Origin of the sequence: Pseudomonas nicosulfuronedens (assembly GCF_005877905.1) — a bacterium.
In the GTDB taxonomy this organism is placed as follows: domain Bacteria; phylum Pseudomonadota; class Gammaproteobacteria; order Pseudomonadales; family Pseudomonadaceae; genus Pseudomonas; species Pseudomonas nicosulfuronedens.
Map to the genome: position 1 here is coordinate 1 of NZ_SWDV01000042.1, position 23,081 is coordinate 23,081.

The window sequence follows — 23,081 nt, forward strand, 5'->3', positions numbered from 1 at the left end:
CTCGTCCTTGCCGCTGTAGTCCAGGCGCTTGGTCAGGTCGCCCTCGCCGCTGGCGATGTTGCGCAGCATGGCAGCAACGTTGAGGATCGGGCGGGTTACGCCACGGGCGGTGAGCCACACCAGCAGCAGGCCGACAATGGCGGCAATCAGGCCGAAAATCGTCTGCCACAGCGCACCGCTGGAGTTGCGTTCATCCAGCTGCTTCTGCAGTTCCAGCGCCGGAGCCAGCAGCACATCCTGCGGTACGTCGAGGACCACGGCCCAGGGCTTGGTGGCATCCGGGATTGGCAGCAGCGGTTCCAGCACGCGCAGTTGGCCGCCCTGCTCCAGCACCTGCGGACGGCCGCCGGCCTGCAACGACAGCAGCTCCGCAGCCTGGTCGGGGATGGCCTTGGCCAGCGGCTGGCCAAGCAGTCCTTCGTCGCTGCTGTAGCCGGCGAGCAGGCCGGCCGGGCTGACGATGCTGATGCTGCCGGCACCGTCGTAGAGCTGACGGTCACCATCGGTGGCCAGTTGTTGCAGACGGCTCAGGCTGATGTCGATGCCGATCACCGCAATGACCTTACCCTGGTCGATCAGCGGGAAGGTCACGGTGGTCATCAGCACCTTGGTGCCCGAGGCGCTGTCGAAATAGGGGTTGAGCACGCAGGCCTTGCGGGTCTGCAGCGGGCACAGCTGCCAGGTGTTGAACGGGCTGCCGTCGAGCATGGCCGAGGTGTCGGCGATCATGTCCTCGGTGACGGCCAGGCCGGTCATTTCGCCAGAGGCCTTCTGTGCCCAGTAGGCACCGAAGCGGCCCTTCTCGTTGCTGCCGGCGTCGGCCTGGTCATGGAAGGCGGCGTCCTGCCCGTCCAGCGCATCGGGCTCGAAGACCACGTAGAGGCTGAGCAGGTTCGGATTGCTCTTGAGGCCGTCGCGCACCAGCAGGTTGAGGTCCTTGCGTACGGCGGCAGTGTCCGCACCATGCTGGGTGGACTGATCGCGCAGCTGGGCGACCTGGCGGGAGAACTGGTTGCCGAAGTGGTAAACGTCGGTGAAGAAGCGCTGGATGATCTCCGCCTGCTGCTCGCTGCGCGCCTGCATCCGCGACTTGGCGGCGTCCTTGAGCATGTCGGCGTTGGCCGCCTTGATCAGCTCGGCGTCGTGGTTCATCCGGAACAGCGAGAGTCCGACCAGCAGGCAGACGATGCAGAGCAGGCAGAGGCCGGTCAGCAGCGTGATCTTCCACTGGATCGAGAGGCGGGACAGGGGCATGGAGGGACGTCCTTGGGAGAGAGCGGTTCTGTGTTGTTGTATCGGCTACAAAGGCGGCCACTTGAGCCACGCCCTTAAATGTCAGGGCTCCTGGCGGATCAGCGCGCGGTATTGCCCCGGCGTGGAGCCGGTCCATTTGCGGAAGGCCTTGTAGAAGGCGCTGGTGTCGGCAAAACCCAGCTCCTCGGCGAGATCGGCGAAGTTGCCGTCGCCGCTGTCCAACCGCGCGATGGCGAGGTCGCGGCGCAGCTGGTCCTTGAGCGCCTGGTAGGACTGCCCCTCGGCAGCCAGCTTGCGGCGCAGGGTCGAGGGTGCCATGTAGAAGTGCCCGGCGAGGGCATCGAGGTCCGGCCAGCGCTCGAACTTGAGGCTACGCAGGTAGGCCTTGGTGCGTGCGGTGAGGCTCTGCGGATCGCGGTAGCGCACCAGGATGTTCGCGGGTGCGCCACCGAGGAATCGCCGCAGCTCGCGCTCGTCGCGGCGTACCGGCAGATCGAGCGCTTCGGCATTGAACAACAGGCGTGACTGGCGACGGGCAAAGTTGAGGTTCTCGGTGAACATCACCCGGTAGTCGGCGATGAAGTCCGGCTGCAGGCAGCGCAGTTCGATGGCGAGCACAGGAATGCGTCGCCCCACCAACCAGCAGGCCAGCCCATGCAGCATCAGCCACAGGGTGAAGTAGCAGAAGGCACGCGGCGCCGGGCTCTCGGGTTCATCGACGACGATGGCGGCCAACCCGTCCTGGCGAGTCAGGCGCGGGGTGAAGCCATCGAACACCAGCCCCATGAAGCGCAGCGCGGCATTCATTGCCGCTTCCAGGGTCGGTTCGCGGATGGCCGCGGCGGCCATGAAGTTGAAGCTGCCGGACTTCATTCGCCGGGCGTTCATGCCGAAGAACTCGTCGTCCATCTCCTTGGCCAGGCGCAGCCATAGCCGCGCGTAGGCCTGGCTGGAAACCCGCGCGTAAGGCTTGCCGAACAGATCGGGGGCGATGCCGGCGGCCGCCAATAACGGCCCGTCATCGCGACCGGCGCGACGAAACTCGGCCAGCGCTTCGCTGACCAGGCGGATCGAGATGGTGCCCTTCTCTACGCCCATGGCGCCCCGTGTTCAGGAGCGCACACCTGGGCGCAGGAAGCTGCCGGACGCTCAGCCACGCTTGCTGCGCACCTCTTCCATGCTGATCTCGCGCATGCGGAACTTCTGGATCTTGCCGGTCACCGTCATCGGGAACTCGTCGCAGAAGCGGAAGTGGCGCGGCACCTTGAAGTGGGCGATGGCGTTCTTGCAGAAGGTGCGCAGCTCGTCTTCGGCGACGCTATGGCCGGGGTGGAACTTGACCCAGGCCACCAGCTCCTCGCCGTACTTCTCGTCGGGGATGCCGATCACCTGGGCGTCGGCCACAGCGTGGTGGGTGTAGAGGAACTCCTCGATCTCGCGCGGATAGATGTTCTCGCCGCCACGGATGATCATGTCCTTGCTGCGCCCGACGATTCGTACGTTGCCGGCTTCGTCCATCTCGGCAAGGTCGCCGGTGAGCATCCAGCGCGCCGGGCTGATGGCCTCGGAAGTCGCCTGCGGGTTGTTCCAGTAGCCGAGCATCACGCTGTAGCCACGGGTGCACAGCTCGCCGATGGTGCCGCGCGGAACGATGCGGCCGTCGCCGTCGATGATCTTGCTTTCCAGGTGCGGTTGGGTGCGACCGACGGTGGTGACGCGGGTTTCCAGGTCGTCTTCCGGGCCGGTCTGCAGGGACACCGGGCTGGTCTCGGTCATGCCATAGGCGATCTGCACCTCGGCCATGTGCATCTCGTCGATGACCCGACGCATCACTTCGATCGGGCAGGTCGCGCCGGCCATGATGCCGGTGCGCAGGCTCGACAGGTCGAAGTCGCGGCGAGTCGGATGGTCCAGTTCAGCAATGAACATGGTGGGTACGCCGTACAGCGCGGTGGCCTTTTCTTCCGCCACTGCCGCCAGGGTCGCCTCGGGCTCGAAGCTGGGCGCGGGGTAGATCATGGTAGAGCCGTGGGTCAGGCAGCCAAGGTTGCCCATCACCATGCCGAAGCAGTGATACAGCGGCACCGGGATCACCAGGCGGTCGTTTTCGGTGAGGCCGAGGCTATCGCCGACCATCAGGCCGTTATTGAGGATGTTGTAGTGGCTGAGCGTGGCGCCCTTGGGGAAGCCGGTGGTGCCGGAGGTGTACTGGATATTGATCGGCTCGTCGAACTGCAGCAGCGCCTGGCGCTCGGTGAGTTCGGCCGCGGCGATGCCACGGCCCAGCGGCTCCAGCTGGCTCCAGCGCAGGAAGCCGGTGGGCGCGGTATCGGACAGGCTGATCACCCCGCGCAGCTCCGGCAGGCGGTCGCTGGACAGCTCGCCCGGCCGTCCCTGCCCCAGCTCGGGCAACAGGTCGGCGAGCATGCCGTGGTAGTCGGAAGTCTTGAAGGCATCCGCGCACACCAGCCAGCGGCAACCGGACTGCTTGAGCGCGTATTCGAGTTCGTTCACCCGGTAGGCCGGGTTGATGTTGACCAGCACGGCGCCAACCTTGGCGCTGGCGAACTGGGTGATACACCACTGCGCGCAGTTGGGCGCCCAGATGCCCAGGCGGTCACCGGGACGCAGACCGAGAGCGAGGAAGGCGCGGGCGATGCCATTGACCACCTCGGCCAGCTCGGCCCAGGTGTAGCGCAGCTGCTGGTGACGCACGACCAGGGCCTCGCGCGCGGCGAAAAGCTCGACGGTGGCATCGAAGGCAGCGCCGACGGTCATGGCCAGCAGGGGTTTGTCCTGGGGGCCGCGGGTGTAACTCAGGTGGTTCATGGCTTTCCCTTGTTGTGCTTGTTCTGGGATCAACGCTGAACGATCGGTCCAGGCAGCGGCGCAAAGCGCCGAGGACCAGGCTGACTCAACTGCAACCTTCGGACTGACTGACCGGTCGCGGGCTGCAGGGCATGTTTACGTTAACGTAAAGGTAAACGCAACCCCGACCTTCGATCACGCGGTCAGCCGGGCGCCTCCGCTTCATTCAGGATAGCTACTCACAAACCGTGCCATCCGTCCTGAAAGCCATATGCGACAAGGCTTTGAGAAGATTTCCAGGCTTGCCCCGCGAACGCTTTCCGGTTGCATTTCGCAACAGCTCGGGCAAGCTGCCGCGCCACCGCCGCCAGCAGTCCTAGCGGCCTGGCTGGAAAGCCGTCGATACGTCTCAGGTTGTCGCAATCTGAGACTCCCCGCACCACGTGCGCTAGCACGGGCCTTGCAGTAGAATTCGACGAAAATGCCTACATGGATGTAGACAAAATCCCACTCAACGCTTGCGAATCACATCCATGACTACTCGTCGTTCGATACTGAGCCTGCTGTTTGCCTGCGCCGCTGTTGTCTGTACATCGAACTCCTTCGCCGCCACTCCTGCCAAGGCGGCCTCCCCGAAAGATCTGGTGCTGGCCTCGGGCAGCGCGCTGGTGGTCGACCTGGAGAACGGCAAGACCCTCTACTCCAGCAACCCCAACCTGGTGGTGCCCATCGCCTCGGTGACCAAGCTGATGACCGCGATGGTCACCCTGGACGCCAAGCTGCCGATGAACGAGCTGATCCCCGTGGACATCTCCGAGACTGCCGAGATGAAGGGCGTGTTCTCCCGCGTGCACCTGGGCAGCATGATCAGCCGCCAGAACATGCTGCTGCTGGCCCTGATGTCTTCGGAAAACCGTGCTGCCGCGAGCCTCGCGCATAACTATCCGGGCGGCTCGAAGGCCTTCGTCGCGGCCATGAACGCCAAGGCGAAATCCCTCGGCATGACCAGCACCCATTACGTCGAGCCCACCGGCCTGTCGATCCACAACGTCTCCGACGCCAACGACCTGATCCGCCTGGCCAAGGCCGCCTACACCTACCCGCAGATCCGCCAGCTGAGCACCACCGCCACCAGCGACGCGCGCTTCAGCAAGCCCAGCTACTCGCTGAGCTTCTTCAACACCAACCCGCTGGTGCGCAGCGGCAAGTGGGACATCCGCCTGACCAAGACCGGTTTCACCAACGACGCCGGCCACTGTCTGGTGATGGTCACCATGATGAACGGTCGCCCCGTCGCCCTGGCCTTGCTAGACGCCTTCGGCAAGCGCACTCACGTGGCCGACGCCGCCCGTATCCGCCGCTGGGTGGAAACCGGCGTCGCCTCGCCGGTGCCCGCCGTCGCCCTGCAGTACAAGGCCCAGCGCAGCCAGGCGCGAGCCGCCGGCATGACGGCCACCGCCGAGTAAGCCCCATCGCGCTGGCGGAGCCCGCTCCGCCAGCTGCCCTCTCCTGCTCCCCTCTCCTTCCTCCTCTCGCTCTGTCGCTTCAGCCCTGCTGGATGGCGCTTCCGTCACTTATATGCCGACCGTCATTCAATGCTAGTATGACGCCCATAATATTTCTGCAAGCGCTGGAGCCCGCGATGACCGAACTGACACTGACCCGTGAACAGAAGATTGCTGCCTGGGAAGCGGTCGCCGCGCAGATGCGCCAGCGTCTGGCCGAGCCCGGCGTGGTGTCACTGCAGGAGGTGCGTGGCAAGACCCCCCAGGAATTCTTCGACGGTATCGGCGCGGGTGAGCTGCCTGCCCCGCCGATCAACGCGCTGATCGGCTTCGTTCCGCTGGAATGGGGTCAGGGCCGCTTCATCTTCCAGGGCACCCCGGACATGCGCCATTACAACCCGCTGGGCACCGTGCACGGCGGCTACGCGGCCACTTTGCTGGACTCGGCCATGGGCTGCGCGGTGCACACCATGCTCGAACCGGGACTGGGCTACACCACCACCGACCTGCGCATCAGCTACATCCGTGCGCTGACCCGCGACACCGGGCCGATTCGCGCTGAGGGCACCATCGTGCATGTCGGCCGCTCCACCGCCCTGGCCGAGGGCCGCCTCTACGACGTGGACGGCCGCCTGTACGCCACCGGCTCCACGACCTGCCTGATCCTCGGGCGCTGAACTTCCCAGGAGAACGACCATGACTTCCGTCGTCATCGCGGGTTACGCCCGCTCCCCGTTCCATTTCGCCAAGAAGGGGGCGCTGATCGACGTGCGCCCGGATGACCTCGCTGCACAGACGGTGAAGGCACTGGTACAACGCAGCGGGCTGGATGCCAACCTGATCGAGGACCTGATCATGGGTTGCGCCTACCCCGAGGCCGAACAGGGCATGAACCTGGCGCGCATCACCGGCTTCCTCGCCGGGCTGCCGGAGACGGTGGCGGGCGCCACGGTGAACCGCTTCTGCGGCTCGTCCATGACCTCCATCCACTTCGCTGCCGGGCAAATCCAGCTCGGCGCCGGAGAGGCCTTCATCTGTGCCGGCGTGGAGTCCATGACCCGCGTCCCCATGGGCGGCTTCAACCTCGCGCCCAACCCGCGCCTGCTGGCCGAATTCCCACAGGCCTACATGGCCATGGGGCAGACGGCCGAGATCGTCGCCGAGCGCTTCGGCATCTCCCGCGAGGACCAGGAAGCCATGGCCGTGGGCTCCCACGCCAAGGCTGCCCGCGCCCGTGAGCAAGGCCTGTTGGCAGCGGAGATCGTGCCCATCGACACACCCAACGGCGTGGTCAGCGAAGATGGCTGCATCCGCCCCGGCACCAGCCTGGAAGCACTGGCGCAGCTCAAGCCGGCCTTTGGCGGCAGTGTCACCGCCGGCACCGCCTCGCCGCTCACCGATGGCGCAGCGGCCGTGCTGGTGTGCAGCGAAGACTTCGCCCGCGACAACGGACTGGACATCCTGGCGCGGGTGAAAGCCGTCGCCGTGGTCGGCTGTCCGCCGGAAATCATGGGCATGGGCCCGCTCTACGCCACCCGCAAACTGCTGGATCGCAGTGGACTGCGGATGGCCGACATCGACCTGATGGAGATCAACGAGGCTTTCTCCAGCCAGGCGCTGGCCTGCCTGCGCGGCCTGGAGCTGGATATCGACCGAGTCAACCTGCACGGCGGCGCCCTGGCCATCGGCCATCCGCTGGGCGCTACCGGCGCACGCATCACCGGCAAGGCGGCGGCGCTGCTGAAGGAAACCGGCGGGCGCTACGCCATCGCCACCCAGTGCATTGGTGGCGGGCAAGGTGTGGCGACTTTGCTGGAAGCCGTGCGCTGAACACGCGCTTATCGTCTCGAAATGCTCCTCTGCCTGAGCATGCCCTCTCCCTGAAGGGAGAGGGAGTTGACCGTGCCGGCTGACGCCTTCACTTCAACCGGCACCGAACGGTCCCCTCTCCCTTCAGGGAGAGGGTTAGGGAGAGGGAAACCACTGGCGCAGCCTATCAACGGATCGCCGCTGGGCCCTGGCCATCTTGCAGCCTGCCCTGAATCATCCCCCCTGCGCCCACCCTGCGTTAGAATGTCAACCAGCATTCCATGTACCGCAGGAGACAACCGGTCATGCGTTACTCCGAAGACCACAAGGCCCAGACCCGCGAACGCATCATCAACGAAGCGGCGCAGCGCTTCCGCAGCGAGGGCGTCGACGCCACCGGCCTGCAGACGCTGATGAAGGCACTGGGCCTGACCCACGGCGGCTTCTATGCGCACTTCAAGTCCAAGGACGAGCTGGTGGAAATCGCCCTGCAGCAGGCTGCCGCGCAGCTGCGTCCGGTCGTCGATCAGCAGTTCGAGAAGGAAGACCCGCTGCCCGGCTTCATCGACCAGTACCTTTCCACCGGCCACCGAAATGCGCCGGGCAAGGGCTGCCCGCTGCCCACCATCTCGGCGGAACTGGGCGCACGCGGCCACGCCAGCGCCACCACCGATGCCATCGTCCAGGCGCGCATCGATGCCATCGAGAAGGCGCTGCCGACCGAGCATGCGGAAGATGAAAGCGTCGCCCTCCTCGCCACCCTGATCGGTGCGCTGGTGCTGTCGCGCAGCGTGGCCGACCCAGAGATGTCCGACCGCATCCTGGACAGCACGCGCCGGCATTTGAAGCGGGAGATCGGTGCGGCGGAGTGAATTCCCCACGATAGATGCATGCGGCATCTTTGTAGGGCGCATAACGCGCCAGCGTTATCCGCCAATCAAGGGCCGGCGGATAACCTGTTCCAGGTTATTCGCCCTACGCCACTGACGTACGGCCAGCCCTGCGCCCGGACCCTGTAGGAGCGAGCTTGCTCGCGAACCTGCAAGGCACGGTGCCAAGCAGTTCGCGAGCAAGCTCGCTCCTACAAAGAGCCGCGCATAAAAAAGCCCCGGCACAAGGCCGGGGCAAGCTTTTCGCCACTCAATTGCTCGGTTATTCCACCGCGACGCCATAACGCTGCGCCGGAGCGCTGCGCGACAGGTTCGGCGCCATCTTCAGGCGTGCGGCGGTAAAGGCTTCGAACTCACTCGCATCCGGCAGCGCCGGCAAGGTCACCACTTCGCCCTGGGCCAGGCCGGCCAGCGCGGCGTCGACCATGTGGTTCACGTCCATCAGCATCTCCGCGGGCAGTGCGGAGATGTCGGTGCCGGCGCGGTCCCAGATTTCGGTACGGGTGGCACCCGGCAGCACGGCCTGGATGCGCAGCCCTTGCGGCGCCAGTTCCTGCTGCATGGATTGGGTCAGGTTGAGCACGAAGGCCTTGGTGGCGCTGTAGCTGCCGTTGAACAGCTCCGGCGCCAGCGCCAGCACCGAGGCCACGTTGATGATGGTGCCGCGACCGCGCCCGGCGAAGGCCTTGGCGGCAGCGCCGGCCAGACGCGCGGTGGCGATGACATTCAGCTCGATCATGCTTTCCAGGCGGTCCAGGTCGGTCTCCAGCAGAGTGCCGTTGATCGCCACGCCGGCGTTGTTCAGCAGCAGGCTGATGCTGGTGTCCTCGGCCAGGCGCGCTTCGACGCGAGCACGATCCTCGCGGCGGGTCAGGTCGGCCTTGAGCACATCCACCGAGACGCCGTACTCCTCACCCAAGCGCGCGGCCAGCGCCTCCAGGCGTTGCTGGTCGCGGGCCACCAGCAGCAGGTCGTAGCCCTGGGCAGCCAGGCGTTGCGCATAGGTGGCGCCGATGCCCGAAGAAGCGCCAGTGATCAGAGCGCGGCCCAGTTCGGATTTGGCATTCATGGTTGTTTCTCCAGTGGGGCGACTCGCCCGCATGCAAGGGATGTGAGGGCCCGCAGGCCGTCTGGAATGTCCGGCGCGCTTTGAATGTCGACCGTCATCTGAAGTTGAATATTATGCTCATAATATTATCTGTCAACACCCTCCTCGCAAGGGTGACGAGTGGTCGGGAAATCGGCAGAACCCACGCACGCCGCGGCCGACAGCCTTCCGGCAGTTTAGATTGCCCATTCTAGAGCGCTCGCGAGAGTCTTTCCGGCGTCTCCACACAAGAACAAACCGGGAGCCACCCCTGCACCTTTCTGCCTGTCTCAACACCGGCGATGCCGGAGGAGGACACATGCGATTGCGCTGCTTTTTCCTGGGCTGTGTTTGGGATGAAGGGAATCTGACCGAGGTCGGCCATGTGCCGATGGTTTGCCAACGCTGTATGCGCTGCGGTGCGCAGCGTTATCTGAGCCCCGAGCCGGACGTCTGAGGTCGGCCGCAAAAAAAGCCCGGAGCACGCAGGTGCTCCGGGCATCGGGGTGTTGCTGGCTGACGATCAGTTGGCCACGAAGGCCTGGCTGGTGGTGATCGCCATGTCGCCGCCGGGCAGCTTGAGGTCGCCGATGCGCTCCAGGCTGTCGGCATCGAAGATCGCCACGTCGTTCAGGGTGCCGGTCAGGTACAGCTTGTTGCCGGCCTTGTTGGTCGACAGGCAGTAGTAGGAGTGGTCCAGGTTCGCCGCCTTGACCAGCTTCTGCTCCTTGATGTCGTACTTGGCCAGACGGTTCAGCACGCCGTAGACGATGTTGCGGTCCTTGGCGGAGCGGATGCCGCTGAAGTACACCTCGGTGACCGGGCCAAAGTCGACGGTCTCGGTCTTGCCGGTGGCCAGGTCGATGTTGAAGAAGCCGTAGAGGAAATCGGCCGTGGCCATGTCCTGCTTGGCGTCCTTGAACTTCGCCGTGGTGTAGAGCAGCGAGAAGTCACGCGGGTAGGTTTGCTGGTTCCACACGTAGAGCACATCTGGCGGCGCGTAGTTGGGGCGCTTCCAGTTGCGGCTGGGGATGATCACGTCGAACTTGCCGGTCTTCACGTCCACCTTGTAGATGTCCGGGCCCGCCACGTACAGGGTGCCGTCGTCGCCGCTCTGCATGATGGTCAGCTGGCGCGGCGCCGGGAAGGTGCGCACGGGCTTGGCCCCCATGCCATCGGCGACGGAATACACCTGCAGGCGCGGCTGCTGCACCTCGTAGTGCTCGGCGAGGATCAGCGTCGGGTTGGCGATGGCGTAGATCTCCTTGCCGTCGTGGCTGACGGTCATGGAGAACATCGCCCGCGCGTTCTCGCCCGGCTTCTGCGCGATGGTGGCGTGGAACACCGGCTTGCAGTCATCGAGCTGGATGCCGTAGATGTCCGCATAGTGGTTGCTGAGGATGTAGGCGACCTTGCGGTCCGGCGACAGCTGGGTCATGCCCGGGCCATAGGCACCGGGGATGGTGCAGGTCTTGAACAGCTTGTCGGTCTGCATGTCGATGACGTGCAGGTTGTTCGGGTAGTTGGTGCTGATCAGGTACTCGTGGCCACTTTCCAGCGCCTTGCCGGTGTCGGCGCCGGTATCGGCGGCGGTGGCTTGCAGCGCGCAGGCCAGCGAGAGGCCGCCGAGCGCGGCGGCGAATGCTTTTCTGGACATGCAGGTTTTCCTCTTGTTCTTCTGACTGCTCATTTGTCGTCCGGGAATACGGTGCCGAGGTTGCGCCAGTTCTCGGCCGAAGCCTGCGCATCCTTGTTCCAGTCGGGGTAGGTGCTCATCATGTCCGGCACCTGGGCCGGCCACCAGCAAGGGTCGGAGCAGCCGTAGAGGTCCGCTTCCATCGGCTGGCAGAGCGAAGACACGCCGCCGAACACGTCGACTTCCCAACCCGGGTCGGTGGTGGCCGCGCAGCCGGCCACGGAGTTCATCGCCACCACGTCCTCGATGCGATCCTCGGCGGCGGCCTGTTCGAGCTTCTGTGCTTTGGTGTTGATCGCTTTCAGATGTTTCATGTCAGTGCGCCTTCCGCGGAGTGATGTGGCGGTCGATGAAGCTGGGGTTGGAAGCCATGATCCGGCTGTAGACCTCGATGCCGAAATCGACCCAGTCCCTCATCAGTTCGCAGTAGTGGTAGGTGGGGTGCGCCGGGTCGCCATAGCGCGCGTAGCTCTCGTGGTAGCAGCCGCCGGAGCAGAGGTTGCGGATGTGGCAGCTGGCGCAGCCGGTATCGGTACGGTCCAGGCGCTGCGACAGGAAGTCGTTCAGCTCGGCCTGCTTCACCCCTTCATGGACGTTGCCGAAGGTCGGCAAGGACGACCCAGTGAAGCGGTGGCACAGGTTCAGTTCGCCCTTGTGGTCCACCGCCAGCATCTTCAACCCGGCACCACACGGCAGGGCCTTCTTCTGCCCTTCGTGGATGTCGGTGATCAGCTGGTGCAGGTTGGAGAAGCCGATGTTGCGCCCTTCCAGCGCCTCGTCCAGGTAGCGGCGACCGAGGGCCTTCATGCCGGCGAAGACCTCCTTCAGCTCGTCCCCGGTGAGGTTGTAGCTGCTGATATCGCCCGAGGTGACCGGGGCGAAGCCGACTTCGGCGAAGCCCATCTCGTTGAACAGGTGGTTCCAGATGGTCTCGACGTCGGTGACGCCGGTGGTCAGGGTCACCCGCGCGCCGACCGGCCGTGCGGTGTAGCGCGACAACAGCATGTCGGCCTTGCGCCGCACCACGTCATAGGTGCCCTGCCCGCCTACGGTGATGCGGTTGCGGTCATGCACCGTCTTCGGCCCGTCGATACTGATGGACAGCCCGAAGCGATGGGCGTTGAGCCAGTCGACGATTTCCTCGGTGAGCAGTGTGGCGTTGGTGGTCATGACGAAGTCCACCGTCTTGCCCAGCTCGCCGAAACGGCGCTCGCAATACGCGACCATGTGCTCGATGAGCGGGCGGTTGGACAGCGGTTCGCCGCCGAAGAACACCACGGTGTAGCGCTGCTCGTCGGGGGATTCCTGGATCAGCATTTCCACCGAGGCTTCGGCAGTTTCCGCGCCCATCTTCTTGCCGGCGGAGGGCTTGTCCAGGTCTTCCTTGTAGCAGTAGGTGCAGCTCAGGTTGCAGCCGGTGTTGACGTTCAGCACCACGGTGTTGAGCGCAGTGCGGTCAACCTTCTTGATGCCGATTTCAGGGGTCAGCGGCGAGCCGTCGCTGACCAGCTCCAGCGCGATCAGCTCGCGCAGGGTCTCGTCGATTTCCTCGGCGCCGAAGCGCCCGCTAAGACGCTGGGTCAGCTCGTCCGGCGAGCAGGCATGCCCGCGCAGCGCGTCGATGATCCCGCCGGTCAACTCGTCGCTGGCGAACAGCGAGGAGCTGGGGATGTGGAACAACAGGCGGTCGGCGTCGACCTGCACTTCATGCAGGTTGCGCTCGACCAGATTCAAGATGGCGCCCATGGCGACCTCCCGGAACTTTCTTGTTATGCCCGCCCGCAGGCGGGCCACACGCGTTCAGTTCATCCGATCCCGCATCACGGAATCGGCGGGTTATTCCAACGCTGCACGGTGACGATCATGTGCCCTTCGCCCTTGTGCGACTGGCCAGCGTCGTCCACCGCGGCAATCACCTTCAGGTTGCCGGCGTTGTTGGTCATCATCTTGCGCGCCGGGTTCGGGCCGGCGTCGCCCGGCGTGAAGATGCCGCTGTCGGCGTCCATCACCCCGGCGTACTTCACGTCCTCGTCTTCCTTGGCGCGGTCATCGAACGGCTCGACCGACCACTGCGCGGGGAACACACCGATGCGGAACGGCTTGCCGTCGGCACCCTTGCCCCAGGCCTCGGCGTCGAAGCTGCCCTGGACCTTGGGCGTGGAGCCGCCATTGCCGCCGATGCGGGAAATGGAGAACTCCGGCACCACCTTGACTTCGGCGATGTCCTTGTACACGGCGAGGCTGCCACCCTTGGCGGTGCCCACGCTGACATCGCGTTCGCCCACGGCAGCAGCGGCATCGGCCTTGACCTTGACGGTCACGCGCTCCGGCGTCTCGGAAACCACCGAGACGACTTCCACGCCCTTGCCGAACGACGGCTTGCCCTTGAGCCCGGTGCCGACGACGCTGACCTCGGTCTCCGCACCGGCCTTCAGGTAGGCAGGCTGCACGCCCAGCACGTGGCTGGTGCCGTCCTTCGCCGCGACGAAGTCCAGGCCGCGCTCGTCGTGGGCCTTGTCGAACATGCGGCCCTGCATCTGGCCGTTGAGGGCGGCGAATACCTGGCGCATGGTCACGTCGCCGACTTTCACCGCGCCGCGCCATTCGTAGCCGTTGTAGAGCACCGCGCTGCCCTCGCCGTCGAACGGCGAGCCGTCGGCATACTTGCCGGTCACGCTGACCTTGAAGGCGTCGTCGCCATCCTTCGCCACCTTCATGCTGCCGGCCACATCACCCTTGCCCGGCATGTGCCCGGCGAAGCTCCACTCGCCCGCCAGTGTCTCGGCCTTGGGCCGGTTCTTCTGCCAGTCGCTCCAGGCCTTGTCTTCCAGCGGGAAGCGTTTGGCCAGTTCCGGGACCATCTCTTTCTTCGCCAGGTCGAACCAGTCGCGGTCACGGGCCAGGGCCTGGTATTCCAGCGACGGCCAGCGGCCGAGGTGGAAGTTCACCAGCTTCTCCCACTCCGCCGCCGGGCGGCGTTGCAGGGCGATGCGCGCGCCCGAGTGGCAACGGGCGCACATCTGCTCGAAGTTGGTATCGAATTTCTCGACGGTGTTCAACCGGCGCTCGAGGGCGTAACGCACGCCCTCGGTCTCGCTGGGCGCCAGGCCCTGCTTGTCGGCGAGGAACTTGACCACCGCACGACGCTCCTCGTCGGTGATCTTCAGGCCGTACATCACCTGCATGCGGCCGATGCTCATCAGCCAGCCCTCGGGCGTCTTGCGCTGGTGGCTGATACGGCTGAGGGAATTGTTGCCTTCGGGCGTATGGCACGCCTGGCACTTGGCGTTGATGATCGCCTGGCCCTCGGGTGCGGCCTGGGCCGTCTGGTGCAGCGCAAGGGCCAGTGCGGCCAGGGTTCCGGCACCCAGATAGTGCCGAAGTCGTGTCATCTTCAAGGTCAGGCCTCCTCGGTATTCTTGTTGGTTATTCGCGCCCACCGATGGGCTAAGAGCGAGCTCTTGAAAGCAGTTTTGCAGGTTGTGTGCCACTACTGCGCAAACCCCGCCAAATCAGGCCTTCGGCGGTATTTGCAGGCACACCCGGTGGATACCACCGGGGTTGCGACGTCACATTTCGCGATTGCTGTCTAACTCTGAGACAGGGCCCGTGAGACACCCTCCGAAGCAGTATGGTCCGGCTTGCGCAAAGCGCCGCCCGCCGGGAGCATCAGGGCGCCGAACAGCATGGTGATCAAGCCGACCCAGACCAGCGAGAGGAACGGGAAGCGGCGTACCACCACCACGCTCTCGATGTCGTCGCCAGGCTCCTTGAGCAGACGCGCCGAGGCCGGCACCCAGATCTGCAGATCACCGCTCCAGCCACGGACGATGAACGGATGCAGCACATAGCCGCGGTCCGAGGCGAAGCGCGCGTAGTGGTAGTCGAGGATTTCGCAGAGCTGGCGCACCGGCCCCTGGTAGGCCGGCGGGTTGCCCCGGCTGTCCTGGAACAGCGCGTGCCCGGCCAATGTGCGCTCGCCATCGCGCAGCTCGACCTTGGCCACCGCGTGGTAGCCGGAGAAGTCCGGCCGGCTGGAGTCCGGCGAGACGCGCATCTGCATGCCGCCGATCACCGCGTGCCATTGTTCGAAGGAAGTGCCCGGCGGGATACTGATCTGCTGGTAGCTGTTGAGTGCCGTGGCGGCCAGCCCGCCCACCAGCGCGATCACCGCGCCGCCATGTACCAGCGCCAGCCCCCCGCTGTAACGCAGGTTGCCCACCCGCCGGCTGCGCCACAGGCTCTGCATGCCCCAGAGCAGGCAGCTGCCCATCAGGAAGACACCGCCCAACAGCGCCGCATCCAACCACGGCAGCACCCGCACGATGTTCTGCGAGAGCATGCCATCGCCGTTGTAGCCGCCGCTCAGCCAACCGCCGCGCCAGCCGGTCCAGAACATCACGGCGGCCATCAGCACTGTCGCCAGCAGCGCCAGCCGGGGTCGCCCACAACGGCGCAGGAAGCTGTAGCCACCCATCAGACCAATCGCCGCCAGCAGCGGTACGACCCAGTGGGCCAGGCCGTAGCCGTTGACGTCCCACTGGTCGAAGGCACGGCGCAGGCTGTCCATCTCGGCGGTGGTGGCCCAGGCAGTCAGGGTTTCGAAGAAGGGTTTCAGCTCGCTCGGCCGCTCCATCTCCAGCCATTCGTAGAGGTGCGCCTGGAGCAGCGCACCGAGGGCCAGCAGTCCGATGCCGGCGAACAGGTAAATGGCCACGTCCAACGTCCAGTCCGAGGCCCCACGCCGACGCCCTGCCCGCTTGCGCAAGCGCCACCCCGACAGCAGATAGAACGCTGCGAAGGCCAGCAGGATGAATGCCAGAGCCAGATGGCTGAGCCAGGAGGTGGTGCCGATGTAGCGGTGCGAGCTGGCCAGCACCGTGCTGCGGGTTACCGCCATGGCGCCGCAGGCCATGGCTGCCGCCAACAGGCTGAGCGCTGGTAGCAACCGAGCGTAGGCGCCGTCCGCGCGCCAGCGACGGGCGCCGTGCAACACCGCGCCGAGCAGCGCCCAGATGATGAACGCCGAGGTCTGCACCGGGTCCCAATGCCACAGCTGGCCGTAGGTGAAGTCTTCCATGGCCCATGCCATGCCCACGCCAATCCCGGCGCTGAGAATCAGCCAGGCCCAGCGGCTGTAGCGCGGCATCACCCAGCCATAGGCATGGCCGCCTCGTCCCAGCGCTTCCAGCGCGGCACCGGCCGGTGCCAGCACCCAGGCGTAGGCGCAGAGGATCAGCGGTGCATGCAGCGACATCCAGAAAGTCTGCAGGTGGGCGTTCATGCCCTGGCTCGGCTGCGCGGCGAGCCACTCGGCCGGCGTCGCGCTGAAGGGGCCGAGCCAGGCAGCAGTCGCCACATACCAGGCAGCGATCAGCGCCATGCCCCGCCCCGCCCAACCGGGCAGCCCAGCGCTCCTCAGGGCAATTGCCATGCAGAAGGTTCCCAGCAACAGGACCGTGCCTTCGTCGCCGCCCCAGAGGTTGGAGAACTTCAGGTAAGCCGGCAGCGCCGCACTGCTGTAGAGCCAGGCGTAGCGCAGCTGGAAGTGGTCGGCCACCAGGTGCAGCGCCAGTGCCAGGCAGGCGCCGCACAGCGCGCCGACCGCCACCGGCCATGCGAGCGCGCGCCACTCCTGGCGGACCGCGCCAAGGGCAATCAGCGCGGCCAGCCCCCAAAGCAACGCATTGCCCGTACCGGGCAGCAGCCACAGCAAAAGACAGATCAACGCGGCGGCCAGCGGCCCCGTCCTCCACGGCAACGACAGGTGCATCCTCTTCAAGCCAGGCCTCCTTGTGCAGCGCCGATGCGGCGCCGGGCGAAACAGCCAGCGCTTCATGTTGCGTGCCAGAGGGAAAAAACCTTGTGAATCAGCAACATGAGCCAAGGCAGCAGGCGACGCGACGTGGCAGATCGCGACAGCTGTAGCAGCCTGAGACAGTTTTACCCGTTATAGACGATGGTCTAATGGCACTGCGCCACTCTCCAGCAGTGATCGCGAGAAAGGCGCCAGCCAGACACGTCGCTGTGCATCGGCTGTCCGGAACAGGTGCCAATCCGCGCCAGCCGGGGGATTGCCGGTGATGGCCAGTGGATATCCGCGACAGGCCGATTATGCTTTTCAATGACCTTGAGGCGTGCCGCAGGGCTGCCTGTATTCACGCTTTGCGCAATCCGTACGACCTGACATCAGCCCTGGGCTCGAGTGCGGTAACGGTATTGAGGGACTCCGGCCCAACACAAGAACAAAACGGAGACGAACATGGCACAGACATACAGCCCGTCCGCGGGCAACGCGCCTTCCACCGGAGTGACGAAGGAGGAGCGCAAGGTCATCTTTGCCTCCTCGCTGGGCACCGTTTTCGAGTGGTACGACTTCTACCTCTACGGCTCCCTGGCGGCGATCATCGCCAAGCACTTCTTCGCCGGGGTCAACGAAACCACCGCCTTCATCTTCGCCCTGCTGGCCTTCGCCGCCGGTTTCGCGGTGCGGCCCTTCGGTGCCATCGTGTTCGGCCGCCTGGGCGACATGATCGGGCGCAAGCACACCTTCCTCATCACCATCGTCATCATGGGCGTGTCCACCGCCGTGGTCGGCCTGCTACCAGCCTACGCCACCATTGGCGTCGCGGCGCCGATCATCCTCATCACCTTGCGACTGTTGCAGGGCCTGGCGCTGGGCGGTGAGTACGGCGGCGCTGCCACCTACGTCGCGGAGCACGCGCCCAAGGGCAAGCGCGGCTTCTTCACATCATGGATCCAGACCACCGCGACGCTCGGGCTGTTCCTCTCGCTGCTGGTGATCATGGCCTGCCGCACCGTGCTGGGGACCGAGGCATTCGAGGCCTGGGGCTGGCGGATTCCGTTCCTGCTGTCGATCCTGCTGCTGATCATCTCGGTGTACATCCGCCTGCAACTGGCCGAGTCGCCGGTGTTCATGAAGATGAAGGAAGAAGGCAAGGCGTCGAAGGCGCCGCTGACCGAATCCTTCGGCCGCTGGGACAACCTCAAGGTGGTGATCATGTCGCTGCTTGGCGGCACCGCCGGCCAGGCCGTGGTCTGGTACACCGGGCAGTTCTACGCGCTGTTCTTCCTCTTGCAGACCCTGAAGATCGCCCCGCAGACCGCCAACCTGCTGATCGCCGGCTCGCTGCTGCTGGGTACGCCGTTCTTCGTGTTCTTCGGCAGCCTGTCCGACCGCATCGGCCGCAAGAAGATCATCATGACCGGCTGCATCCTGGCCGCTCTCACCTACTTCCCGATCTTCCATGGCCTGACCCAGTTCGGTAACCCGGACGTGTTCGCCGCCCAGGAGAAGAACCCGGTGACGGTGGTGGCCGACCCGAACGCGTGTGCCTTCCAGTTCGACCCTGTGGGCAAGGCCAAATTCGTCAGCTCCTGCGACATGGCGAAAAGCCTGCTGGCGAAACGCGCGATCCCTTATGAAAACCTCAAGGCCGAAACGGGCGCCGTCGCCCAGGTGCACATCGGCGACAAGGTCATCGCCAGCTTCGAAGGGGCCGGTATGCCGGCGGCAGAGTTCAAGGTGCAGTCCGAAGTCTTCACCGCGCAGCTGGCCGCCTCGCTCAAGGAAGCCGGCTACCCCGAGAAGGCCGATCCTTCGAAGATCAACCACCTGATGATGCTGGTGCTGCTGACCATCCTGGTGATCTACGTGACCATGGTGTACGGGCCGATTGCCGCGTGGCTGGTCGAGCTGTTCCCGACGCGCATCCGCTATACCTCCATGTCGCTGCCCTATCACATCGGCAACGGCTGGTTCGGCGGCTTCCTGCCCACCGTCGCCTTCGCCATGGTGGCCGCCACCGGGGACATCTACTACGGCCTCTGGTACCCCATCGTCATCGCGGTGATGACGGCGGTGCTGGGCATCCTGTTCCTGCCGGAGACCAAGGATCGGGATATCACCCACTGAGGTTGCGACGCCACGCCGGCCCCCTCTCCCCGGCCCTCTCCCTGAAGGGAGAGGGGGTTTCCGTGCGATGCAGAATCCTGATGCGCGCCTTTGACTGAGTTGCCGGCTGAAGGCAGACCATGACCCAGCGCCAAACAGTCCCCTCTCCCTTCAGGGAGAGGGCTCACCCTGCTCCGCGCCCCTCCTCAAACAACCCTTACCGTCTCAGTCGCTGTCGCAATGTGCGACAGCGGCTTCCTTTCGTTGCCGCATAAAAACCATTTAATTCTTTTAATTTCAATAAGTTAAATAGAAAAACAAGCCTTGGCACAGCCGTTGCGATGCTCCGCCTCAACGTTCCTGAAACAGACAACAAGAGGCCACCGCAATGCTCGCTTCCCTGCCCATCAAGCCCGAATCCCGCGCCTTCCTGCAGCGCGCCCCGAAAATGCTGATCGGTGCCGACTGGACCTCCGCCAGCGACGGCGCCCTGATGGACCTGCGCAACCCGGCCACCGGCGAAGTGCTCTGCCAGGTGCCGGCCGGCACCGCCGCCGATGTCGACCGCGCCGTGCGCGCCGCGCGCCAGGCCTTCGATGACTCCGCCTGGAGCCGCACCCGCCCGCGCGAGCGGCAGAACCTGCTGTGGAAGCTCGCCGACCTGATGGAACGCGACGCCGACCTGCTGGCCGAGCTGGAGTGCCTGAACAACGGCAAGAGCGCCGCCGTCGCCCGCGTGATGGACGTGCAACTGGCCATCGACTTCCTGCGCTACATGGCCGGCTATGCCACCAAGATCGAAGGCACCACCGTGGACGTGTCCATGCCGCTGATGCCCGATGGCGAATTCCACGGCTACATCCGCCGCGAAGCCGTCGGCGTGGTGGGCGCTATCGTCGCCTGGAACTTCCCGCTGCTGCTGGCCTGCTGGAAACTCGGCCCGGCGCTGGCCACCGGTTGCTCGGTGGTGCTCAAGCCCGCCGACGAAACCCCGCTGTCCGCGCTGAAGCTCGCCGAGCTGGTGCTCGAAGCGGGCTACCCGGCCGGCGTGTTCAACGTCGTCACCGGCGCCGGCATCACCGCCGGCGCCGCCCTCTCCCACCATCCGCTGGTGGACAAGCTGACCTTCACCGGCTCGACCCCGGTGGGCAAGGAAATCGGCAAGGCGGCCATGGACAACATGACCCGCGTGACCCTGGAGCTGGGCGGCAAGTCGCCGACCATCGTCATGGCCGACGCCGACCTGGCCACCGCCGCCGCCGGCGCCGCCCAGGCGATCTTCTTCAACCAGGGCCAGGTCTGCTGCGCCGGCTCGCGCCTGTACGTGCAGCGCAAGCACTTCGACAACGTGATCGCCGACATCTCCGGCATCGCCAACGGCATGAAACTGGGCAACGGCCTGGACCCGAGCATCGACATGGGCCCGCTGATTTCCGCCAAGCAGCAGAAGCGCGTGTTCGACTACATCGAACTGGGTCGCGACAAGGGCGCCACCATCGCCTGCGGCGGCGAGCAGTTCGGCCCCGGCTACTTCGTCAAACCCACGGTGATCGTCGACGTCGACCAGAAGAACCCGCTGGTGCAGGAAGAGATCTTCGGCCCGGTGCTGGTCGCCATGCCCTTCGACGACATCGAGGACGCCCTGCGCCTGGCCAACGATAGCCCCTACGGCCTTGGCGCGAGCATCTGGTCCAACGACCTGGCGGCGGTGCACCGCATGGTGCCGCGCATCAAGTCCGGTTCGGTGTGGGTCAACTGCCACAGCGCGCTGGACCCGGCGCTGCCCTTCGGCGGCTTCAAGATGTCCGGCGTGGGCCGCGAGATGGGCGCCGCCGCCATCGAGCATTACACCGAGCTGAAGTCGGTGCTGATCCGCCTGTAACAGCCCGCTTGTCTACCTCGCCCGCGCGGTCCCCCTGCGCGGGTCTTGCATCCCCCGGTCGCGGCAGCGCACGGGGGATTTTTTTCTGTTTCCCAACCCCTGAGCGGGAGCCAAACCGAGCGCGTTCTGTAGGAGCGAGCTTGCTCGCGAACCGCCCAGCCCCCAAGTCGCCAGTACGTCTGTTCGCGAGCAAGCGCGCTCCAACAACGGCGGGCGGCCCGCCGTTGGAGAAACTCAATCCCGATCCGGCGCCCCCAGCGGGAACAACGGCCGGTGCGGTCGCGCTTCCTCCACCGCACGGGCGAAAGAGGGGCGCGCCAGCAGGCGGGAGCGATAGGCACGCAGGGTCGGGTACTGGTCCCCGATAGGATGGGTCCAGTCGGCGTAGAACAGCGACGGAGCCGCAGCGCAGTCGACGAGGCTGAAGCTGTCCCCCGCCGCCCAGGTGCGCCCCGCCAGTTCTTCTTCGAGCCAGGCGTAGGCCAGTTCGAGTTTGCTCACCGCGTGGGCCAGGCCTTCCGCCCGCTTGGTCGCCTCGCCACTCATGGCCCCCAGCACGGCGTGCTGCACCGGGGTCATCACATGCCAGTCGAAGAAACGGTCGAGGAAGCGCACATCCAGCGCCTTGAGCGGGTCGTCCGGCAGCAGGCGCACCGGGCCGGGATGCTTCAGGTGCAGGTACTCGATGACAATGCTGGTCTCGGCGACGCTGTGCTCACCATCCAGCAGCACCGGGAATTTCGCCAGCGGCCATAGGCGCAGCCAGTGCGCGCCATTCTCCGGTTCGTCCGGGCCGAGGCCGCGAAATTCGAAGGGCGTGGCGTTCTCGTAGAGGGCGATCAGCACCTTCTGCGTGTAGGAGGAAAACGGATGGCCGAACAGGACGAGGGACATGGCGGGGTCACCTGGGGCAGAGGAAAGTACTCAGCCTAGCCCCGAATGACCGCGCCAGGGATTGCTCAGCAGGCCTGCGCCTGCCGTTCGAGCGGGCGCGGCGGTGCGAAACGGCTGGCGAGAACGAGCATCACCAGGCATATCAATGCCATGCCGATCCAGGCCGGCGCCAGGCTGGCCATGGATTGCCGAGCCAGCCCTGCCAGCAGCGGGAACAGCGCCGCGATCAGGTAGCCCACGCCTTGCACGAAGCCCACCAACGCACCGGCTTCGGCGGGGCTGCGGGCGCGGTCCATGGTGACGATCAGCGACAACGGGAACAGCGCGCCGATGCCCAATCCGAGCCCGATCATCGCCACCAATACCCATTGCTGCGGCCACATCACCAGCACGACCAGGCCGCCGAGCAGCAACGCGATGGCCAGCAGCAACGCCGGGCGACGATCCGGCAGACGGTCGATGAAGGCGGACACCAGCAGGCCGGCGACCACTTCGGTCAAGGTCAGCCCACCCAGCAATGCGCCTGCCTGGGCCGGCGTCCAGCCCAGGGCCGTGTAGTACGGCGGCAGCCAGGCCAGCACCAGCACGTAGGCGCCCGTACCCAGGCCGAAGAACAGCGCCAGCCATGACCCGCGCCGGGCGATCCCGGAAAACGCCGGCGCAGCTGAACTGAGGGGCGCCGCGCCCTTCGCGGTTCGCATCCAGACCGGCAGCGCCAGTACGGCGGGCAGCGCCCAGAACGCCAGCGCCGGCAGCTCGCCCCAGGCTTTCGCCAGCCAGGGTGACGCGACGCTGGCCAGCACCGCACCGCCCATGATCGCCGTGGAATAGGCGCCCATCGCGCCACCGACCCGCGCGCCGAAGCGCTGGCGGATGAATACCGGCAGTAGCGCCTGACAGGCAGCAATGCCCAGGCCGGCAAGCACTGCGCCACCGAGCAGCCCGACCTGCCCTGGCAGCAAGCGCAGCGCGCAGGCCAGGGCGATCAGCAGCAAGCCGAACGCAACGCCACCGCGCACACCGAAATAGCGCAGCAATTGGGCGGCGCCCAGCGCACCGAGCCCCATCAGCAGGACCGGCAGGCTGGTGAGCAGGCTCGCGAGGCTGTCGGACAGCTTCGCGGACGCCTGCAACGCATCCAGCAGCGGGCCGATGGAGGCCAGCGCCGGGCGCAGGTTGAGGCCGGCCAGCACGACGACGAGCAGGCAGGCGGCAAGGGAGACGGTTCGAGACATGACAATCATCCTTCCAGTGGGGCGCCAGCACTTGATCGCGAAGGCGGTGCAGGCGAATATCTCTACATCAAGACAAATCCAATGTATCTCGACATCAAGATAAAAA

18 protein-coding genes are annotated in these 23,081 nt (G+C 65.6%); 7 read left to right on the forward strand and 11 right to left on the reverse strand.

Translation table 11 applies throughout. The features are described 5' to 3' along the window. The 3 genes from FAS41_RS25630 to FAS41_RS25640 form a co-directional block, all read right to left on the reverse strand. Nucleotides 1–1,254: methyl-accepting chemotaxis protein (locus FAS41_RS25630; protein WP_138526166.1), on the reverse strand; the 1,254-nt coding region annotated here is incomplete at its 3' end. An 81-nt stretch (nucleotides 1,255–1,335) separates the two neighbouring features. Continuing rightward, nucleotides 1,336–2,352, reverse strand: a complete 1,017-nt coding sequence (locus FAS41_RS25635) for an AraC family transcriptional regulator (RefSeq protein ID WP_138526167.1) — start codon at nucleotides 2,350–2,352, stop codon at nucleotides 1,336–1,338. 51 nt (nucleotides 2,353–2,403) lie between these two features. Then, nucleotides 2,404–4,083 carry an AMP-binding protein gene (locus tag FAS41_RS25640; protein ID WP_138526168.1) on the reverse strand — a complete coding sequence of 560 codons (1,680 nt, stop codon included), beginning with the start codon at nucleotides 4,081–4,083 and terminating at the stop codon, nucleotides 2,404–2,406. Between the two features lie 512 nt (nucleotides 4,084–4,595). On the opposite strand from FAS41_RS25640, the gene pbpG reads away from it, so the two are divergent. The 4 genes from pbpG (at nucleotide 4,596) to FAS41_RS25660 (ending at nucleotide 8,248) form a co-directional block, all read left to right on the forward strand. Next, nucleotides 4,596–5,528: a D-alanyl-D-alanine endopeptidase gene (gene pbpG, locus FAS41_RS25645; RefSeq protein WP_138526169.1), complete on the forward strand. Its 933-nt coding sequence runs from the start codon at nucleotides 4,596–4,598 to the stop codon at nucleotides 5,526–5,528. Nucleotides 5,529–5,767: 239 nt separating this feature from the next. Continuing rightward, nucleotides 5,768–6,244, forward strand: a complete 477-nt coding sequence (locus FAS41_RS25650; protein WP_138526216.1) for a PaaI family thioesterase — start codon at nucleotides 5,768–5,770, stop codon at nucleotides 6,242–6,244. Between the two features lie 19 nt (nucleotides 6,245–6,263). Then, on the forward strand, nucleotides 6,264–7,397 hold the full coding sequence (locus FAS41_RS25655; RefSeq protein ID WP_138526170.1) for a thiolase family protein: 1,134 nt from the start codon (nucleotides 6,264–6,266) through the stop codon (nucleotides 7,395–7,397). A 284-nt stretch (nucleotides 7,398–7,681) separates the two neighbouring features. After that, the gene (locus FAS41_RS25660; RefSeq protein ID WP_138526171.1) at nucleotides 7,682–8,248 is read left to right on the forward strand and encodes a TetR/AcrR family transcriptional regulator; all 567 of its coding nucleotides are present in this window, start codon (nucleotides 7,682–7,684) and stop codon (nucleotides 8,246–8,248) included. A 280-nt stretch (nucleotides 8,249–8,528) separates the two neighbouring features. Here FAS41_RS25660 and FAS41_RS25665 read toward each other — a convergent pair whose 3' ends face one another. Then, on the reverse strand, nucleotides 8,529–9,335 hold the full coding sequence (locus FAS41_RS25665; protein ID WP_138526172.1) for an SDR family NAD(P)-dependent oxidoreductase: 807 nt from the start codon (nucleotides 9,333–9,335) through the stop codon (nucleotides 8,529–8,531). 337 nt (nucleotides 9,336–9,672) lie between these two features. Here FAS41_RS25665 and FAS41_RS31335 point away from each other — a divergent pair, with 337 nt between their 5' ends. Further along, nucleotides 9,673–9,810 (forward strand): PSPA7_2676 family Cys-rich small protein, encoded by a 138-nt coding sequence (locus FAS41_RS31335; protein ID WP_280056283.1) that lies wholly within the window; start codon nucleotides 9,673–9,675, stop codon nucleotides 9,808–9,810. 66 nt (nucleotides 9,811–9,876) lie between these two features. Here the strand turns inward: FAS41_RS31335 and peaD are convergent, their stop codons facing one another. From peaD to ccsA, 5 genes are all read right to left on the reverse strand, one after another. After that, a complete protein-coding gene (gene peaD, locus FAS41_RS25670; RefSeq protein ID WP_138526173.1) occupies nucleotides 9,877–11,010 on the reverse strand; it encodes a quinohemoprotein amine dehydrogenase subunit beta in 1,134 nt (377 codons plus the stop codon). 29 nt (nucleotides 11,011–11,039) lie between these two features. After that, on the reverse strand, nucleotides 11,040–11,363 hold the full coding sequence (qhpC, locus tag FAS41_RS25675) for a quinohemoprotein amine dehydrogenase subunit gamma (protein WP_015477047.1): 324 nt from the start codon (nucleotides 11,361–11,363) through the stop codon (nucleotides 11,040–11,042). Between the two features lies 1 nt (nucleotide 11,364). Next, nucleotides 11,365–12,795 (reverse strand): quinohemoprotein amine dehydrogenase maturation protein, encoded by a 1,431-nt coding sequence (peaB, locus tag FAS41_RS25680; RefSeq protein ID WP_138526174.1) that lies wholly within the window; start codon nucleotides 12,793–12,795, stop codon nucleotides 11,365–11,367. 74 nt (nucleotides 12,796–12,869) lie between these two features. Then, nucleotides 12,870–14,441 (reverse strand): quinohemoprotein amine dehydrogenase subunit alpha, encoded by a 1,572-nt coding sequence (gene peaA / locus FAS41_RS25685; RefSeq protein ID WP_171049552.1) that lies wholly within the window; start codon nucleotides 14,439–14,441, stop codon nucleotides 12,870–12,872. A gap of 197 nt (nucleotides 14,442–14,638) precedes the next feature. Continuing rightward, on the reverse strand, nucleotides 14,639–16,822 hold the full coding sequence (ccsA, locus tag FAS41_RS25690; RefSeq protein WP_138526217.1) for a cytochrome c biogenesis protein CcsA: 2,184 nt from the start codon (nucleotides 16,820–16,822) through the stop codon (nucleotides 14,639–14,641). Between the two features lie 489 nt (nucleotides 16,823–17,311). Between ccsA and FAS41_RS25695 the strand changes: the two genes are divergently transcribed. Together FAS41_RS25695 and FAS41_RS25700 are read left to right on the forward strand one after the other, a co-directional pair. After that, the gene (locus tag FAS41_RS25695; RefSeq protein ID WP_138526176.1) at nucleotides 17,312–18,985 is read left to right on the forward strand and encodes an MFS transporter; all 1,674 of its coding nucleotides are present in this window, start codon (nucleotides 17,312–17,314) and stop codon (nucleotides 18,983–18,985) included. Nucleotides 18,986–19,352: 367 nt separating this feature from the next. Further along, entirely contained in the window at nucleotides 19,353–20,846 is a 1,494-nt protein-coding gene (locus tag FAS41_RS25700; protein ID WP_138216217.1) for an aldehyde dehydrogenase family protein, read from the forward strand. 234 nt (nucleotides 20,847–21,080) lie between these two features. Here the strand turns inward: FAS41_RS25700 and FAS41_RS25705 are convergent, their stop codons facing one another. Together FAS41_RS25705 and FAS41_RS25710 are read right to left on the reverse strand one after the other, a co-directional pair. Then, on the reverse strand, nucleotides 21,081–21,740 hold the full coding sequence (locus FAS41_RS25705; RefSeq protein ID WP_138526177.1) for a glutathione S-transferase family protein: 660 nt from the start codon (nucleotides 21,738–21,740) through the stop codon (nucleotides 21,081–21,083). 65 nt (nucleotides 21,741–21,805) lie between these two features. Then, nucleotides 21,806–22,975, reverse strand: coding sequence for an MFS transporter (locus tag FAS41_RS25710; protein ID WP_138526178.1), 1,170 nt, complete (start codon nucleotides 22,973–22,975; stop codon nucleotides 21,806–21,808). Between the last annotated feature and the right edge of the window lie 106 nt (nucleotides 22,976–23,081).

Coding starts and splice junctions, on each gene's coding strand:
- FAS41_RS25635 (WP_138526167.1), bottom strand. CDS start 2,352: ATGGGCGTAGAGAAGGGCACCATCTCGATCCGCCTGGTCAGCGAAGCG.
- FAS41_RS25640 (WP_138526168.1), bottom strand. CDS start 4,083: ATGAACCACCTGAGTTACACCCGCGGCCCCCAGGACAAACCCCTGCTG.
- pbpG (WP_138526169.1), top strand. CDS start 4,596: ATGACTACTCGTCGTTCGATACTGAGCCTGCTGTTTGCCTGCGCCGCT.
- FAS41_RS25650 (WP_138526216.1), top strand. CDS start 5,768: ATGCGCCAGCGTCTGGCCGAGCCCGGCGTGGTGTCACTGCAGGAGGTG.
- FAS41_RS25655 (WP_138526170.1), top strand. CDS start 6,264: ATGACTTCCGTCGTCATCGCGGGTTACGCCCGCTCCCCGTTCCATTTC.
- FAS41_RS25660 (WP_138526171.1), top strand. CDS start 7,682: ATGCGTTACTCCGAAGACCACAAGGCCCAGACCCGCGAACGCATCATC.
- FAS41_RS25665 (WP_138526172.1), bottom strand. CDS start 9,335: ATGAATGCCAAATCCGAACTGGGCCGCGCTCTGATCACTGGCGCTTCT.
- FAS41_RS31335 (WP_280056283.1), top strand. CDS start 9,673: ATGCGATTGCGCTGCTTTTTCCTGGGCTGTGTTTGGGATGAAGGGAAT.
- peaD (WP_138526173.1), bottom strand. CDS start 11,010: ATGTCCAGAAAAGCATTCGCCGCCGCGCTCGGCGGCCTCTCGCTGGCC.
- qhpC (WP_015477047.1), bottom strand. CDS start 11,363: ATGAAACATCTGAAAGCGATCAACACCAAAGCACAGAAGCTCGAACAG.
- peaB (WP_138526174.1), bottom strand. CDS start 12,795: ATGGGCGCCATCTTGAATCTGGTCGAGCGCAACCTGCATGAAGTGCAG.
- peaA (WP_171049552.1), bottom strand. CDS start 14,441: ATGACACGACTTCGGCACTATCTGGGTGCCGGAACCCTGGCCGCACTG.
- ccsA (WP_138526217.1), bottom strand. CDS start 16,822: ATGCACCTGTCGTTGCCGTGGAGGACGGGGCCGCTGGCCGCCGCGTTG.
- FAS41_RS25695 (WP_138526176.1), top strand. CDS start 17,312: ATGGCACAGACATACAGCCCGTCCGCGGGCAACGCGCCTTCCACCGGA.
- FAS41_RS25700 (WP_138216217.1), top strand. CDS start 19,353: ATGCTCGCTTCCCTGCCCATCAAGCCCGAATCCCGCGCCTTCCTGCAG.
- FAS41_RS25705 (WP_138526177.1), bottom strand. CDS start 21,740: ATGTCCCTCGTCCTGTTCGGCCATCCGTTTTCCTCCTACACGCAGAAG.
- FAS41_RS25710 (WP_138526178.1), bottom strand. CDS start 22,975: ATGTCTCGAACCGTCTCCCTTGCCGCCTGCCTGCTCGTCGTCGTGCTG.